General features: G+C 45.5%; 12 protein-coding genes. 9 read left to right on the forward strand and 3 right to left on the reverse strand.

Annotated elements, in window-relative coordinates; translation table 11 throughout:
• Position 1: 1 nt before the first annotated feature.
• Positions 2-1,960: a pyruvate dehydrogenase complex dihydrolipoyllysine-residue acetyltransferase gene (aceF, locus tag ACFQ45_RS10300; protein ID WP_377367334.1), complete on the forward strand. Its 1,959-nt coding sequence runs from the start codon at positions 2-4 to the stop codon at positions 1,958-1,960.
• 84 nt (positions 1,961-2,044) lie between these two features.
• Here aceF and ACFQ45_RS10305 read toward each other — a convergent pair whose 3' ends face one another.
• Positions 2,045-3,190: a patatin-like phospholipase family protein gene (locus ACFQ45_RS10305; protein ID WP_377367336.1), complete on the reverse strand. Its 1,146-nt coding sequence runs from the start codon at positions 3,188-3,190 to the stop codon at positions 2,045-2,047.
• A 398-nt stretch (positions 3,191-3,588) separates the two neighbouring features.
• On the opposite strand from ACFQ45_RS10305, the gene ACFQ45_RS10310 reads away from it, so the two are divergent.
• From ACFQ45_RS10310 to pgm, 3 genes are all read left to right on the forward strand, one after another.
• Entirely contained in the window at positions 3,589-5,733 is a 2,145-nt protein-coding gene (locus tag ACFQ45_RS10310) for a methyl-accepting chemotaxis protein (protein ID WP_377367338.1), read from the forward strand.
• Between the two features lie 15 nt (positions 5,734-5,748).
• Positions 5,749-6,930, forward strand: a complete 1,182-nt coding sequence (locus ACFQ45_RS10315; protein ID WP_377367340.1) for an EAL domain-containing protein — start codon at positions 5,749-5,751, stop codon at positions 6,928-6,930.
• 101 nt (positions 6,931-7,031) lie between these two features.
• Positions 7,032-8,663: a phosphoglucomutase (alpha-D-glucose-1,6-bisphosphate-dependent) gene (gene pgm / locus ACFQ45_RS10320; RefSeq protein WP_377367342.1), complete on the forward strand. Its 1,632-nt coding sequence runs from the start codon at positions 7,032-7,034 to the stop codon at positions 8,661-8,663.
• Positions 8,664-8,691: 28 nt separating this feature from the next.
• Here the strand turns inward: pgm and ACFQ45_RS10325 are convergent, their stop codons facing one another.
• Positions 8,692-9,426 carry a spermidine synthase gene (locus ACFQ45_RS10325; RefSeq protein ID WP_377367344.1) on the reverse strand — a complete coding sequence of 245 codons (735 nt, stop codon included), beginning with the start codon at positions 9,424-9,426 and terminating at the stop codon, positions 8,692-8,694.
• 71 nt (positions 9,427-9,497) lie between these two features.
• The gene (gene ydiJ / locus ACFQ45_RS10330) at positions 9,498-12,566 is read right to left on the reverse strand and encodes a D-2-hydroxyglutarate dehydrogenase YdiJ (RefSeq protein ID WP_377367346.1); all 3,069 of its coding nucleotides are present in this window, start codon (positions 12,564-12,566) and stop codon (positions 9,498-9,500) included.
• A gap of 239 nt (positions 12,567-12,805) precedes the next feature.
• On the opposite strand from ydiJ, the gene ACFQ45_RS10335 reads away from it, so the two are divergent.
• The 5 genes from ACFQ45_RS10335 to ACFQ45_RS10355 all read left to right on the forward strand — a co-directional run bounded on the left by ACFQ45_RS10335 (position 12,806) and on the right by ACFQ45_RS10355 (position 16,720).
• Positions 12,806-13,639, forward strand: a complete 834-nt coding sequence (locus tag ACFQ45_RS10335; RefSeq protein ID WP_377367348.1) for a 1-aminocyclopropane-1-carboxylate deaminase/D-cysteine desulfhydrase — start codon at positions 12,806-12,808, stop codon at positions 13,637-13,639.
• 167 nt (positions 13,640-13,806) lie between these two features.
• On the forward strand, positions 13,807-14,688 hold the full coding sequence (locus ACFQ45_RS10340; protein ID WP_377367350.1) for an NAD(+) kinase: 882 nt from the start codon (positions 13,807-13,809) through the stop codon (positions 14,686-14,688).
• A 22-nt stretch (positions 14,689-14,710) separates the two neighbouring features.
• Positions 14,711-15,580 (forward strand): rhomboid family intramembrane serine protease, encoded by an 870-nt coding sequence (locus ACFQ45_RS10345; protein WP_377367352.1) that lies wholly within the window; start codon positions 14,711-14,713, stop codon positions 15,578-15,580.
• Positions 15,581-15,617: 37 nt separating this feature from the next.
• The gene (locus ACFQ45_RS10350; protein WP_377367354.1) at positions 15,618-15,896 is read left to right on the forward strand and encodes a YeaC family protein; all 279 of its coding nucleotides are present in this window, start codon (positions 15,618-15,620) and stop codon (positions 15,894-15,896) included.
• Positions 15,893-16,720 carry a DUF2797 domain-containing protein gene (locus ACFQ45_RS10355; RefSeq protein WP_377367356.1) on the forward strand — a complete coding sequence of 276 codons (828 nt, stop codon included), beginning with the start codon at positions 15,893-15,895 and terminating at the stop codon, positions 16,718-16,720. Before ACFQ45_RS10350 ends, ACFQ45_RS10355 begins: the two co-directional genes overlap by 4 nt.
• Positions 16,721-16,728: the final 8 nt, after the last annotated feature.

The raw sequence follows: 16,728 nt of genomic DNA on the forward strand, positions 1-16,728 counted from the left end.
CGTGAGTACTGAAATCATTCGAGTACCGGATATTGGTGGCGCGACTGACGTCGATGTCATCGAAATTAGCGTCAAGGTTGGTGACATTATTGAAGTCGACCAATCCATTATTGTGTTAGAGACAGACAAGGCGTCTATGGACGTTCCGTCTCCGCTAGCGGGTAAAGTTACTGCCATTTCAGTGAAAGAGGGTGATACCGTTTCCGAAGGAAGCGAAGTTCTTACCCTTGAAGTAGAAGGTGCAGGCGCATCTGAAGAGCCTGCAAAAGAAGCTGAGCCTGAAGCGCCTAAACAAGAAGCAGCTCCAGTGGCTGAAAAACCAGCAGCGCAACCTGCTGCTTCCGCTGAACAAACTGTTTCTGTGCCTGATATCGGTGGTGCAACAGGCGTTGATGTGATCGAAGTCTGTGTTGCTGAAGGCGATGAAGTGTCTGAAGGTGATTCCATCATCGTATTAGAGACTGATAAAGCGTCTATGGATATTCCTTCTCCGTTTAGCGGCAAAATCTCTAAGCTGTTAATCAAAGAAGGTGACACGGTTTCTGAAGGTGATGACATCTTGGTTATCATGGCAGAAGGCGAAGCCCCTGCTGAAGCGGCTCCTGCTCCAGAGGCCGCACCGGCTCCTGCTAAAGAAGAAGCTGCACCAGCACCGGCGGCAGCGCCTGTGGCAGGTGGTGTCGAGTCCGTAAATGTTCCTGATATCGGTGGCGCAACAGATGTTGATGTCATTGAGGTATCTGTTGCAGTGGGCGATAAGGTTGAAGAAGGTGATTCCATCATCGTTCTTGAAACTGACAAAGCGTCTATGGATATCCCTGCGCCTAAATCAGGTACTGTTAAATCACTTTCTATCAAAGAAGGCGATAAAGTCTCTGAAGGCACATTGATTCTTGAACTTGAGGTGGAAGGTTCTGCTCCGGCAGCAGCACCACAGCAGGAAGCGCCAAAAGCGGCAGCACCTGCGCCAGCGAAACAAGAAGCGCCTAAAGCGGCTGCACCAGCAGTGGATCAAGGTGCGGTTTTGTCCTCACCAAGCAAAAAGGTTCATGCAGGCCCTGCGGTCCGTCTATTGGCTCGTGAGCTAGGTGTTGATTTGACTTTGGTTCGTGCGACTGGCCCTCGTGGTCGTATCACGAAAGAAGATCTACATGCTTACGTGAAAGCAGCAGTCCAAAAAGCGTCATCTGCTCCAGCAGCAGGCGCACCGGTTGCTGAAGGTGCAGGTATTCCTCGTGTACCTGAGATCGACTTTAGCCAATTTGGTGAAGTCGAAGTTGTGAAAATGAGTAAGATTCAGAAGATCACGTCTTTCAATATGACGCGTTCTTGGTTGAATGTTCCTCATGTAACACAGTTCGATAAGGCTGATATCACGGATCTAGAAGACTTCCGTAAGAGCTTGAAGCCAGAAATGGAAAAACAAGGTGTTAAATTAACCCCACTTCCATTTATGATCAAAGCGGTTGCTCAAGCCCTTGTTAAGAATCCAGCATTCAACGTTTCTTTGCATGCTGACGGGGAAAGCGTCGTGCAGAAGAAATACGTTCACATTGGTATTGCCGTTGACTCTCCAGTTGGCTTGGTGGTTCCTGTGCTTCGCGATGCAGATAAAAAATCTGTCGTTGAAATCGCAACTGAAGCAGGTGAGTTGATCAAGAAAGCCTTGGCTAAGCAGCTTAAACCAGCTGACATGCAAGGTGGCTGTTTCACAATCTCTAGCCTTGGTGCTATGGGGGGAACTGGCTTCACACCAATTGTGAATACTCCTGAAGTGGGCATCCTTGGTGTGTCTAAAGCGGATGTTGAGCCTCGTTGGAACGGTAAAGAGTTTGAGCCACGTACAATGTTGCCATTGTGCTTGTCATACGATCACCGCGCAGTTAATGGCGCAGACGCTGGTCGTTTCATGACATACTTGAATGCTTTGCTTAGTGATGTTCGTCGTCTAACTCTGTAACCTGATAACAGAGCTTAAGACATAAAAAAGCAGCCTAAGGGCTGCTTTTTTTGTGCCTACTTTTGCTAGTGATTAGTTGATAAATTACTCTCCGGCGAGAAATGCCAAAATACGATCCTTTTGCCACATGGCATCTTTATACCCCAGCTCCATAAGAGCCTGACAATATTCAGGGGTAAAAAGTAAGTAACTGGCTGCTGAAGAGGCGTTCTCTGTTCGATTGCCCGTAGCCGTCCTAAGCAATCTGGCGATGCTTTTTGGCAAAGTATGCAAATGCTCTCTTGCGATAACGTTAAGGCCCATGGAAGGAGAAATCACTAAAGTCTTGCGATGAGCAAGATCCGCTGGTCGTTGTTCTTCAGGTATTAGAGACAATAGCTGATTAAGTTCCTCTATATGAGCGATGTCCTGATCAATTGTGTCTATAAATGCGCTGTTGAGTAGTTGCCCTAATACTTGAACGATTGAGGGCTCCTGAGTGTTCTGTGCCGTTGGGGCTTGGGACCAATCTTTTGCTTGGCGATTATCACTTACACCAATAAGCATTAAACGTTCAGCACCAAGATTGATAGCAGGACGGATAGCTGACCCTAGTCGAACGGCACCGTCACCAAAGTACTGATCATTAATTCTTTCTGGTGGAAAAATGCCCGGTATGGCACTGGATGCTAACAAATGTTCTATGGTGATAGGCTCTCTTACGCCTACTTTTCTGCCTTGAGCCCAACCGGCAAGCGTGCTATTGGACGTTTGAAAAAAAGTGGTGGAACTGCCAGCAGAATAGTTAATAGCAGTGATTGCCAGAGTCTCAATTAAACGCTGATTTAGGGCAATGGAGACTTTATCTAAATCTAAATAACGCCTTAGTAATAACGCCAAAGGGGCGTTTGTCATAAGAGATAGGGAAGTGCCGTGCCCTTGGCGCAGAAAAGCTGCCGCAAGCGTTTTAGTAATAGAGGAGGCAAGTGGCCATCGACTTACTTCATAAATTTGGTCAGGGGTTAAGTGTCGCCAGATAAACGAAAGCTGCTTGACGCCCTTGTTAAAATTGCTCGCTTGAGTAGCTAAAAAGGCAGCGTTCAATGCTCCTGCAGATGTTCCGCACAACACCTGAAAAGGTATTGGGGAGCCCTTTGGCATCATTGTGCTGAGGGCGCTTAAGACCCCCACTTGATAGGCTCCTCGGGCACCACCTCCAGACAACAGCAACGCAGATTTTCCTAACGTCATAACCTGGCCCCTCAAACAACTTTCCATCTATAAGGATAGTTGATATTCCGGTGATTGCCTTTGGTGCGAAATGTAAAGTTATGTTCTTAATTGGTGCTATTTTGTTGTTGTGTAAGCTATTTTTGTTAACTCTTCACGGAGGTGAGAAGGTTTTGCGGATGAATTATAAATTATATTTATATCGATATAATCCAGTGCGGTTGATTAATATTTCTGACATCTAATTGTAATCCAGTGTTTATGTCCAAATTTTTGTTTATCTCTAGTGATTGCGTTTGTGTTGAGAGTTTAGGTGTTGGAATACGTATTCTATTCTTTTGAGTTCTGGTATGAGCTTTGCTGTGGGTTAAATAGCTCCGTTAAGAGGGCATTTATTATAATCCATAGAAGGGTGAACTATGACACAACTGGCTAGTGATGCGATGGCGCTAAGTCGAGATGAAAAGAAATGGTTAAAATGGTTCGGTGCGAACGGCAAATTCAAGTTAGGCTGGAGTTGTTTCTTAAACCGAAAATCCTATAAAGATATAGAAATGACATTTGAAGGTGTCGCAAATACTCGAGTAAGGCTACTAAAACAATTTACCAATAATGTTTGGGAGCGACTTGAACAAACGACACAAACCTTATCCACGATCGATAAGAAATATCTCTCCGGTACCCTAGCAACTGTTTCACAGTCCTTACCAGAAGCTTCTGAAATATCTCTAATTCAATCAAATGGCACAATTTTTTATTCTAGTCAGTCTAGTCGAACTGGCTTAGTTCATGAGCAAACTAAAGCCATCAAGCGGGCCCTAGAGAAGCCTTTTCTTCATGGGCCATATCGAGACCCTGTAACACTTGCTTTAGGGGCGACTACTTCAAAATTTCATGATCAGATGACCATGATGTTCTATCAGCCAGTGACTTTTGACGGTGAAAGCATGTTGCTGGCGGCTCGAATTCCAAATGATGTATTCAGTGATTTGATTCAACGTGAAGCTGGCCATATCTTTAATGAGTCGGGTGATAATTATCTATTCATGGTTGAGTCATCATTTGACCCAGAAATTAAACCAGGCATCGCCTTAAGCCGTTCACGTTTTGAAGACGACACATTTTTCTTGGGTGAGAACCTTAAACAAGGGGTTAATACGCCTTTCGGGACTGTAAAGATTAAAGAACATACAGAATTGGAAGTGATGTTTACGGATCCCTCCACAGGACAGCTGCACCCAGGTGTTCGTGAAACCATTAAGAATGGCAGTAACCTTTATGTGAAATATCCAGGTTACTCAGATTATAGGCACATACCTGTGATTGGTAAGGGCGTTACTTTCACCTTAAAAGGATCAGATGATCGATGGGGGATGATGTGTGAGGGCGATGTGGAGGAGGTGTATCGTCCACGCTCTGTTCAATACACCATGATGCGAATGTATTGGCTATGCATGGTGCTGACCCTAGGTGTTCAATTTGGGCTCAATGCCTTCACCGATTTGCCTGTCTATGCCTCTCTTGGGTTATCTGCTCTTGTAGCATTTTTGCTGTCATTGCTTTTCTCTGCAAAAGGTCCCGCAAAACTGTCCCGTCAACTAGGGGGGATGGCTAAAGTCATTCGTGGTTTAGCTGAGGGGGAAGGCAATTTAACCCAGCGCATGGATGTTTCTCGATTGCCGCCCAATGAGGCAGGTTATCTTGGTCGTTGGATTAATAGCTTTGTTGATAATTTAGACCAGATTGTTGGCGAGGTCATTGTCTCCGCTAAAGAAGTATCGTCTTTGACCCAACAAATGGAAGGTTCTAACAAAGAGGCTTCTCAAGCTGCTGAAGCGGTGCAAGATGCAGCAAGTGATTCGTTAAGTGTGGTTCAGTCGCAAACTGGGTATGTTGAGAAAGCCAATGGTAGTGTAAGCGTGATGAAAACCACCATGGAAAAAGCTGTGCAAGGCGCCCATTCTCAATATGTATTGGTGCGTCAAAGTACTGAAACCATTCGGGATGTGGTTCAAACCTCAGCCGATTCCGTTAACCTTTTGAGTCAGCAGGCAGAGGATGTAGGACGCTTTGTTAACGAAATCACCGATATCACCAGCCAAACCAACTTATTGGCATTGAATGCAGCCATTGAAGCGGCTCGAGCAGGCGAATATGGGCGAGGCTTTTCAGTAGTGGCCGATGAAGTGCGAGCCCTTGCAAATCGTACTGCTGCAGCCGCCGCAGACATAGGTAACGTGGTAGAAGGAATCAAATCTGAAACGGATCGTGCCGTACTATTAATGGAGCAGGGTATAAAGGATGTGAACGAAAGTTTGCTAAAAAATGAAGCAGCTTCAAATGACAGTGATACACTCTCTAATGCTGCATCGGATATGTTCCGAATCATTGAGCAAATTTCAGACACCACCCAGAAAAATGGTGACCATGCCCATCAAGTAGCAGCCAGTGCATTACAGATGGGATCAAGTATTCGCTTGGTGAAAGCCAATGCGGATCAGGTGCAGGCGAAAGCAAATGCCTTGTCACGTTTGGTGGGATTATTTAAGGTGAGTGCTGCCTAAGTATGGAGAATAAAAATGAGCCAAGCCGAGATGGCGTTGTTGAAAAAAGGACTGATTCCCTATTTTCAGCCTATCGTCGAAGTATCTACGGGTTGTATAACAGCATTTGAGGCATTGGCACGTTATGAAGATGACGAAGCTAATGTTTCATCTGCGGCTTATTTATTTGGTGATACGTCCATTTCGTTAAAAGATCGTCGGGAAATTGATCAGTATGTCCGAGCGCAAGCCATCACTAAAGCCTCGCTTTTGCCTGACGGTACCCGCTTAACGCTGAACATTTCACCTGAGTTGATTGAATATGATCAAGATCGCCCAATCATTCATACCATTGAAATGATTGAGCGATCTTCTCTTAAGCCGAACCAAGTCGTTATTGAACTTCTTGAAACGAAAGGACAGGTTTCAGATCTTAAAAAACTGGTGTCGGTCTATCGTGATGCAGGAATGCGTATTGCGGTAGATGATTTTGGCTCTGGTTTTTCCCATTTTGATCGTGCTATCGCCCTTGAACCTGATGTAATCAAACTGGATATGAAGTTATTAAAGTTGGCTTCAGTAGGCGGTTTGTTAGCAGGGTCTGCGGTGAAGTCCATAGTGGATTTTTGTACTAAGAGTGGTGCAGTCATTGTCGTCGAGGGCGTGGAAACAGAAGACGAATTCTTTTTTGGTCTAAGTTGTGGGGCTCATTATATGCAAGGTTTCTTGTTTTCCCCTGCCCAAAAAGAATTCTTATCAAAAGATACTTTTCAAACGCAAATTAGCGCCTTGCGCAAACGCTTCTTCAAGCACATGCAAGAGGAGAGTATTCGTTCGTCTGAACGCTATAATGCGCTGATAACGATTTTAGATGAAGTGACACTGCTTGACTTGGAAACCATGGCGGGGCAGCAGACTATGGAAGCTAAGCTGTCCTCCATAGAAGGGGTGCTGAGATATTTTATCGCTGACAGTGAGGGGTATCAGGAGTGTCCCAACTATGTACTTAACAATGAGGGACGCTTTGTCGATGAGCAGACTCAATGGAAAGCTGTGAACTGGTCTTGGCGTCCCTACTTTTGTCAGGCAAGTTGTTCACAGCGAGCTATTGTGTCGGACGAATACCTGGACATTCACTCTGGCAAACACTGTAAAACCGCGGCGGTGCGTCTTAAAAATGGGAGTGTGCTCTTAGTAGATATTAATGTGGCGGTCTAAATGACCGCCTAAATCATTGTTTTTACGCCTGATAGGCGTTGAAACTCTCGCCGATATTCGGGACTATATTAGCAACCATGACTAAATAGAGGCCCCCTCATATGGCAATTCATCCCCAAGCAGGACAGCTTGCACCTCATAACGCTCTTGTTGATATCCCCAAACTAGTGTCTTCCTATTATGCTTTGACTCCTGATCCTAGCATTGGGGTAGAGCAGGTCAGTTTTGGTACCTCAGGTCACCGAGGTAGTGCACTTAATAAAAGTTTCAATGAACATCATATCTTGGTGGTTTGTCAGGCCATCTCTGAATACCGTGCCGAACAAGGCATTAAAGGTCCATTATTTTTAGGTAAAGACACTCACGCCTTATCTGAAGCAGCGTTTCGCACAGCCATTGAAGTGTTAGTGGCCAACGACGTACAAGTAATGATCCAAGAGGGTGACGGCTATACCCCAACGCCAGTGATATCTCACGCTATTCTGACTCACAACGCTTCTGGGACTAACAAGGCTGATGGCATTGTCATCACACCCTCTCACAACCCTCCAGAAGATGGCGGGATCAAATATAATCCTCCTAAAGGGGGGCCTGCAGACAAAGACATTACAGACTGGATAGCAGCGAGAGCCAATGCTTTGTTGGCAGATAATCTAGAGGGCGTTAAGCGTATCCCGTTTGAAACGGCCCTTGAGCGCGCTCAATCATTTGATTATATCTCTCATTACGTAGATGACTTGGCAAATGTCATTGATATGGAGGCCATTAAAAAGGCTGGTGTTCGTATTGGGGTTGACCCTCTGGGTGGCTCTGGTATCGGTTATTGGGCACCGATTGCTGCGAAATATGGTCTTAATATTGAGGTGGTTAATGACCGTGTGGATCCAACCTTTGGCTTTATGCCCCTTGATAAAGATGGTCGTATTCGGATGGACTGTTCGTCACCCTATGCCATGGCTAACCTGTTAAAGATTCAAGATCAATTTGATGTGGCAGTGGGTAATGACCCTGATTATGATCGTCATGGCATTGTTTGTCCAGGTTTCGGCCTAATGAACCCAAATGCCTATTTGGCTGTGGCGATTGAATATCTGGCAACTCATCGAGAGTGGCCTGTGGACATTCAATTCGGCAAAACCCTTGTTTCCAGTGCCATGATTGATCGTGTTGTTGAGGACCTAGGCAAGCAGTTGTGTGAAGTGCCTGTTGGTTTTAAATGGTATGTGGAAGGGCTCTTTGATGGAACCATGGCCTTTGGTGGTGAGGAAAGCGCTGGAGCGTCCTTCTTGCGCCGTGATGGGGGTGTTTGGTCAACGGATAAAGATGGCATTATCCTAGCTTTGCTTGCTGCAGAAATTTTAGCGGTCACCGGTAAAAACCCAGCACAAATAGCAGAAGAGCAGGTGGCTAAATTTGGTAAGCCTTACTACAAACGTATTGATGTGACGGCTACACCTGAGCAAAAAAGTATTTTAAGTAAATTGAATGCGGAGGCTGTTACCCAAGCAACCTTGGCAGGTGATGAAATTCTGCAAAAATTGACTCATGCTCCAGGTAATGGGGCGGCAATCGGTGGCCTAAAAGTGGCAACAAGCAATGGCTGGTTTGCTGCCCGTCCTTCAGGAACCGAAAACGTGTACAAAATTTACCTCGAAAGCTTTGTCTCTGAAGACCACCTAGGTTTACTTGAAAAAGAGGCTGTTGAGTTGGTTAATGGAGTGCTGGGTTCATAAAGTGAATTTAAACATCACTTAGCCTGTGCTAAGTGATGTTTTCCAACCTTGAAAGCCATTTCGTCAAAGAGAAACCTAGTGTTTGACTGAGTTTCTCGCATTCTTCCTTTTGTTGCTTTCCATTTAAATCATGGGGGCTGTTCGTTGCAAACACGACCCAGTTACCGCAGCCAGTGTCCAAGGCAGTAACATGATTAAATCGATCGGTCAGGGCTTCCTTGAGTTCAGGGTGGTATTGGTGTTCATCCCAGCAGTTTAATACCAGCAATCCACTGGCTTTTAATTGTCTTTGGGCGTTTTCTAAAAAGCTTTCAGTGGCAACCCTTTGATCCATGCCAAAGTGTTGATAAAGGTCCGTATAAAGAATATCGACTTTTTTGTCTTGGGTTGTTTCAAGGTAATGAATGGCATCATCGGTGATTACCTGAATCCGTTTACTTGAAGGTAAACGGAAATACTCCTTTGCAATCTCTACGATTTCAGGGCGTAACTCTACGGCGGTTATCTGAATGCCGCTTACGGCTTTGGTTAGAGCGTGAACCAGTGCGCCACCCCCCAAGCCAAGAATGGCGACTCGTTTAGGTGTGCGGTCTAGTAGGGATAACAGCATTGCTTGGGTGTATTCATGCTGAAGCACATGTGGTGTCTTAAGTTGAATACGTGTTTGCTCGTCGCCTTCAGCAAAAGACAGCAGTCTAAATTTACCATCATCAAATACTTTGATGTTGCCGTATTCGTCTTGTGTTTCGTAGATAAGGGGCATTTGTTACTCGTTATAAAAAGACCAAGCATGGCTTGGTCTAGTTGCGCTTAAGTGACTATGTATGCCGTATGCTAGTGATCGGCTTTTACGTGGGCTAGCAAAACTTGAGCGGGATGTTTAATGTGAGCCGTGTCTAATCGCTTAGCCTGACATCGACATGAATAGCCTGTTGCCACTAGCTTATCCTGCAACTGGTCATTATTAACCTTATCTCTCCATGATAGGTTGTATATCTCTTCTGATGTGGCTCTGTTACTGGACTCGTGACCGTATGTGCCCGCCATGCCACAACAACCCACATTCTCAACTTGTAGCTTTAAGCCTAATAATTCAAATACCTTCTGCCAGTCTTTGATTGAACTTGGTGCATTTGTTTTCTCAGTACAATGAGCCATCATATGGTATTGCTCATCTTTGACTGAAATGGCTTGTTTTTCTAAATGGGTGGATTGGTTTGCGAGCCATTCCTGCATTAACTGAACTTTTGGAATCGGACGACTGTTGCCAAAAGCTTTGGCGTATTCTGCCCGATAGGTCAGGGTCATGGACGGGTCCACACCAATGAGTGGAATGCCATAGAAGGACAAGTTTTGCAGCATGTCTAGGTTTTTGCGTGCTGTACGTTCAAATGATCTTAGGAAGCCATGAACATGTAATGGCTTGCCGTTTGGCAAGAAGGGGGCTAAATAGGCTTGGAAACCTAGTCGGCTTAGTAGCTCCATCATGTCCAACACCAGCTCAGTTTCAAAATAACTAGTGAATGCATCCTGTACCACTATGACTGCGCGCTTACGGTCCTTAGGGCTGAGTGCCTCGATGGCTAAAGGTGTTGCTAAGCGAATGCCACGACGGGACATTTCTCGCTTAAGGTTGTATTGGGAAAATTTAGGGCTGTCTTCGAAGCCAACAAACTTGCTGATCGCTCGATTGGCAATTTTATTACTGACGAGCCAGTTATAGGGTTGCGGTAAGACCGAAAGCGTCGGCATTACAAATTCTAGGCCGCCGACAAAGTAGTCTTTCATTGGGCGCAAATAGCGGCTGTAATAGAGCTCCAAGAATTTCGCGCGAAACTCCGGCACATCCACCTTTATTGGGCATTGTCCAACACAGGATTTACAGGCCAAACAGCCCATCATGGATTCATGGACTTCATGAGAAAAGTCGTACTCACCCTTGCGTTTACTGATGGTGTTTCGCAGACGTGGAATAAAGCCTGCTAAGAAGCTTGTGTGGCGGGTGTTATAGCTGGCTTTTTTGACATCGACACCTTGCTCACTCATGCCGCGAAGCCATTCTCGCATTAAAGATGCTCTACCTTTAGGGCTATGGATTCTTTGTCGCGTACCTTTCCATGACGGACACATAGCATCATTTGGGTCGAAATTATAGCAGGCGCCATTGCCGTTGCAGTACATGCCTTCTTTGAATTGATCTCGGTTTGAAATAGGGATCTGTCGATCAAATTGGCCGCGCATGGGGACTTCATCAATTTTAAGAAGTTCAGCACCCAGTTCATAGGGCGTGGCAATCTTCCCAGGGTTAAGTTGGTTTCGAGGGTCAAATGCGCCTTTGATTTCTTGTACAGATGGGTAGAGGTCTCCGAAAAAGGCGGGGGCGTATTCCGATCTCACCCCTTTACCATGCTCACCCCAAAGCAAACCATCATACTTTTGGGTGAGAGCCACCACTTTGTCAGTGATCTCACGTATCAAAGGTTCTTGGTCGGCTTCTTTTAAATCTAAGGCAGGGCGCACGTGCAATACCCCTGCGTCCACATGGCCAAACATGCCATAGGTGACGCCATAACTGTCTAAAACCTCACGAAACTCCATGATGAAATCTGCTAGGTTTTCTGGTGGCACTGCGGTGTCTTCTACAAAGGGGACAGGGCGCCGTTCCCCTTGAGCATTGCCTAGTAAGCCAACAGATTTTTTGCGCATCCCCCAAATTTTATTAACGTTATTGTGTCCTTTGGCGATGGTGTAACCCTGAAAACTACCGTTGGGATCTTTGGATAATTCGTCTAGGCGATCCGTCAGTACTTTGATGCGCTCTGCGATGTCTTCTTCGCTATCTCCTGTGTACTCAACAAGGTTGATGCCTTGTGTGTCTTCACCGGGGTTTTGAGGGAAGAATTCTGAGACAGAATTCCAAATGATGTCACCTTTTGCCAGCCCAAGAACTTTAGAGTCAACGGTTTCAATAGAGGTTGGTCCTGCACTGAGAAGCTCTTTGGCATGGCGTAAAGAGGCTTCAAAGCTGTTGTAGCGAATGTTAACGAGAGAGGCATAGGTAGGGATTTTTAATAGGTTCACTTTGGCTTCTACGATGAAGCCTAAAGTACCTTCTGACCCACAGAGAATATTGTTAAGGTTGAAAAGACCGTTTTCATCACGAATATGCGCCAGATCGTAACCCGTTAAGCAACGGTTTAACTCTGGAAACGTCTCCGCGATCTGCTTTTGCTTGGTCTTTTGAATGGTGTCGATTACTCGGTGAGCGTGGGACGAATAATCTGAACCCAACTTAATGGATTCTAGTGTTTCATCATCAACCGGTTGTGTTTCTAATAAGGTACCATCCAGAAGAACGGTTTTGAGCTCCAGTACGTGATCTCGGGTTTTACCGTACATCACCGAGCCTTGACCACTAGCGTCCGTATTGATCATGCCGCCAACGGTCGCTCGGTTACTGGTTGAGAGTTCAGGAGCAAAAAATAACCCATGTTCAGCGGCAGCTTTGTTAAGTTGGTCCTTTACCACACCAGTCTGAACTCGCGCCCAGCCTTCTTCCACATTGATCTCAAGAATTTGATTCATGTGCTTAGAAATATCGACGATCAATCCATCACTTAATGATTGTCCGTTGGTGCCCGTACCGCCACCCCTAGGACTCAATACGATGTCGTGAAATTCGTCTTCATTAGAAAGGCGGGTGATGCGTTGTATGTCTTCAATTGATTTAGGGTAGATGACACCCTGAGGCAACACTTGGTAGATGGAGTTGTCGGTGGACAGTACCACTCGATTGGCGTAATCAGGATTGGTGTCACCTTGGAATCCTGAAGCCTTCAGGCGCTCGATGAAAGCGAGGTATTTTGCCTGAATTGGCGTGACTTCGGATAGCTTGGGGATCATTTGGTTTTCTCCGCTTTATGCATTCTCTCTAATGAAATTCTATCAAATAAAATCCTCCCTAAGGGATTTTCTTGCATGAGAAAAACGCGCATCATACGGCGCTTTAGTCATGTGGCAGCTTGTTACGGTTCGATAAATTGGAAGGCAATTTGAAAATAGAGCGGATATGGTTACCAGATAGACAGACTCTTGATGATCATCAAGGCCTTTTCATTTATCGCGGTGACTTAGAGATAAGTGTGGCCCCAGGTAATAAACAGCATAAGCTTAAATATCATCTCGAAAAAGCTCTAATAGAAGGGGTGAGATACATTGCTACCTTTGGCGGCCCTTACTCGAATCATATAGATGCTTTCGTTAAGCGAACCGTTGAGCTTGGGTTACAGCCAATTGTTGTGGTTCGTGGAGAGGTGCAGCCAAGTCTTACTGACACCTTGAGAACTGCTGTGTGTAACGGAGCCATTCTCTATCCCTGTAGCCGCCAAGACTATAAGCGTGGTCTTGATTCTGATGTGAAGCGTCAGGTGGACAGCGATTTCAATACTATTTATTGGATACCTGAAGGTGGCTCTGGGCCCCTAGGGGTAAAAGGGTGTCAAGACTGGGCCGAAGGGATTTTAAATAATAATGGTTCAGGAGGTGAACCATGGGACATGGTCTGTCTTGCAAGTGGCACTGGCACCACTGCAGCAGGGTTTCTTTCTTCATCCAATGTATCCCAGCTTGCCGTTTTTAGCGCTTTGAAAGGCACTAAGAATCTTGAGCTGGACATTCGCAGCCAAGCATTAGTGGACACCTCGGGCAAACATCTGCTTACATTTGATGAGTGTTATCATGGAGGATTCGGTAAATTCTCACCAGAGCTATTCGCCTTTTTATGTGACGTGTATTCATTAAATCCAACACTAAAGCTGGACCCAGTGTACACAGGGAAGATGCTTTACCAAGTGCAGCAATTAATCACTGATGGCCGTTGGCCTTACCGTCGCACATTATTTATCCATACCGGTGGTCTGCAAGGGTGGCGCGGTGTGGCAAAACACCACTGGCCATTTGATTCAATAGATTATTGAGCCGGATACGGGTTTGGTTCCATGGCGAATGCTATGGCTTCATGTTACATTCTCATTTTTAATATGCTGTTTATGCTCTAATTTATTGAAGTGTCTCTTAACACCCAGATATAGACGTGATCAGTAAGACAGACAATTGCAACTCAAGTAACGGGAACCTTTACTCAATGAGTCTTTTCAAACGGATTGGCATTATCGCTCGCTTAGATAAGCCACAGATCTTAGATACCGTTAAACGTTTAATGGACTACCTTATAGAAGAAGGGGTGTCTCCCGTACTGGAGTCTGACTTAGCAACTATGATGCCCGGCATGCGAACGCCTTTTGCACCGTTGAAAGAGCTTGGCAGTCACTGTGATCTTGTGATGGTGGTAGGCGGAGATGGCAGCTTTTTAGGTGCCGCACGTGCCATTATCGACTTTGATATCCCTGTCATAGGCGTGAACCGAGGGACTTTAGGTTTCCTTACCGATATATCTCCGAATAATTTTGAAGCTGAGTTGGGTCCTATCCTGCGTGGAGAGTACCTAGAAGAGCAGCGCTTCATGATTGAGGCCAAGATAAAACGACAAAATCGTCCCAGTGGTGAAGGTATTGCCTTAAACGACTTAGTGCTTCACCCGGGTAAATCAGCTCGAATGATTCGCTTTGACCTTTTCATTGATGACCAGTTCGTAATGAACCAGAAGTCTGATGGTTTGATTGTGGCAACACCAACAGGCTCTACCGCCTATGCATTATCTGCTGGCGGTCCCATAATGCTACCTAAGCTGAATGCTTTGGTACTGGTGCCAATGCATCCTCATACATTGAGTAATCGACCTATTGTGATTGATGCGGACGCCAAGATTCGTATTGTTGTCTGTGAGTCAAACTTAACTTACCCCAGTGTCAGTTGTGATGGTCAGCTTAATATTACTGCCGCACCAGGGGATGAGATTCATATTTCTCGTCGTCAAGGGGGCATTCGTTTGATTCACCCTAAGGATCATGACTTCTATGACGTCTGTCGTAGCAAACTCGGTTGGCAGTCTGGTTACCGCCAATAACTGAATCGTTTAGTAGGGTAGCATGCTATTAATCTACGAATTTGCTTCTAATGAAGATCCTGCTTCATTGAGCAAGGTGCTTTGGAAACAAGGCATTAGCCATCGCATTTTGCAATCTGACCATGGCAACCAACTATGGTTGTTAGATCCGAAGCAATCTCATGGTGCCATGGCTATCTTAGAATCTTGGCAGCATGATCCCCATGCTGACTTCATGGTCCATGATACTCAAAATGTCAGTAAACCAAGCCGCTTGCTTGCGGATTGGCACATGTCCCCGTTAACCATTGCTTTGTTAGCTGCCACCTTCGCTGTGTCAGTGATCACTGGTCTTGGAGAGTATTTAGAGAACGTCGGATGGTTTACCATTTCTTCGTTTGAATTGTTGGGCAATAGAATACGTTTTTATCCCTTGGAAGAAGTTCTTGCCCAAGGGGAATACTGGCGCTTGTTTACACCTGCTTTGATACACTTTGGCGCAGCGCATTTAATATTCAACGCCCTTTGGGTCTGGGATTTAGGCCGTAAGGTTGAGCGGCTGATAGGTTCTGTGGCTTGGTTATTGTTTACCCTGTCGGTCTCAGTTGTCAGTAACGTGGGCCAGTATTTAATCAATGGTTCCCCTTTGTTTGGTGGCCTGTCTGGTTTGGTATATGGGCTGGTGGGCTTTGCCTGGTTAATGCCTATTTTAGTGAAGGGATGGCCTAAGATTATCTCTAAGCCATTAATGGTGTTTTTTACCGTATGGTTAGTGCTTGGTTACACCGATGTTTTTGCCATGCTTGGGCTTGGCAATATGGCCAACGAGGCGCACTTAATCGGCCTAATGTCAGGTTTGATCTTGGCGGGTGTATATAGCCTTTATTTCAAAGTATTTAAGCGACAAGGCTAACCTTGTTTCGTTAACCAGTGTGCCTGGAAGAGTTAAAATGAATTTTAAAGATATGATCGATAATATGTCCCCAGAAGTTTATGGGCGACTCAAGCAAGCTATTGAATTAGGTAAATGGCCTAACGGCGTCAAGCTGACACCGGAGCAAATTGAGATCTGTATGCAGGCGGTCATCACCTATGACTATACCAATAAGTCCGAAGAGCAACGCGTAGGCTACATCGATCGTGAAGTTCATAAGGGTTGTGATACCAAAACAGATACTTTGCAGCATGATACGGTCAAATGGGTGAACAACCCGGATGCTGATTCATGATTCAGGGCGATCTTCGAAAAATGGCAGCCAGTGCCGATCAAGACGGTAAGGTTCACTATGAGCTAAAAATAGGGGACTCGCTAATCCCTCTGTCTTCGGCGTTAGGGCAAAAAGTTTCGTTAAAATTTAGTGGCGCTATTCACTGTATCCATTGTGGTCGTGCAAGTAAAAAGTCCTTTAGCCAAGGTTTTTGCTTTCCCTGTTTTAAGAAACTTGCGGCCTGTGATACCTGCATCATGAGCCCTGAGAAATGTCATTTCCATTTGGGCACTTGCCGTGAACCGGAATGGGCAGAGCAGTATTGCATGCAAAGCCATTATGTCTATCTCGCCAATACCACGGCACTCAAAGTTGGGATTACCCGAGGCGATCAGCTGCCCACACGATGGTTAGATCAAGGTGCCACTCAGGCAAGAGCCATGTTCTTGGTTGAAAGTAGAAGAATGTCAGGATTGGTCGAAACTTTGTTTAAAAATGAAGTGGCTGACAAGACCAATTGGCGCAATATGCTCAAGGGCAGCGACTTGACATTTGACTTGGCTGCAGAGCAAGAACGCTTGATAAATCAGCTATGGGAAGGCTTGGACGCCTTGCAGAATGAATTTGGTCTTCAATCGATTCAAGAGCTAGACCATACCAATCAAACCCACGAGTTTACGTATCCAATTTTAGAGCACCCCACCAAGGTGACTAGCATTAATGCTGAGAAGACCCCATTGGTAGAAGGCACCTTACTGGGCATCAAGGGGCAATATTGGCTGCTTGATACTGGGGTGATCAATCTACGTAAGTACACTGGATACGAAGCAGAATTCACGCTATAGGAGCGTTA

This window comes from Rhodanobacter aciditrophus, assembly GCF_042679525.1.
Taxonomy (GTDB): domain Bacteria; phylum Pseudomonadota; class Gammaproteobacteria; order Pseudomonadales; family Marinomonadaceae; genus Marinomonas; species Marinomonas aciditrophus.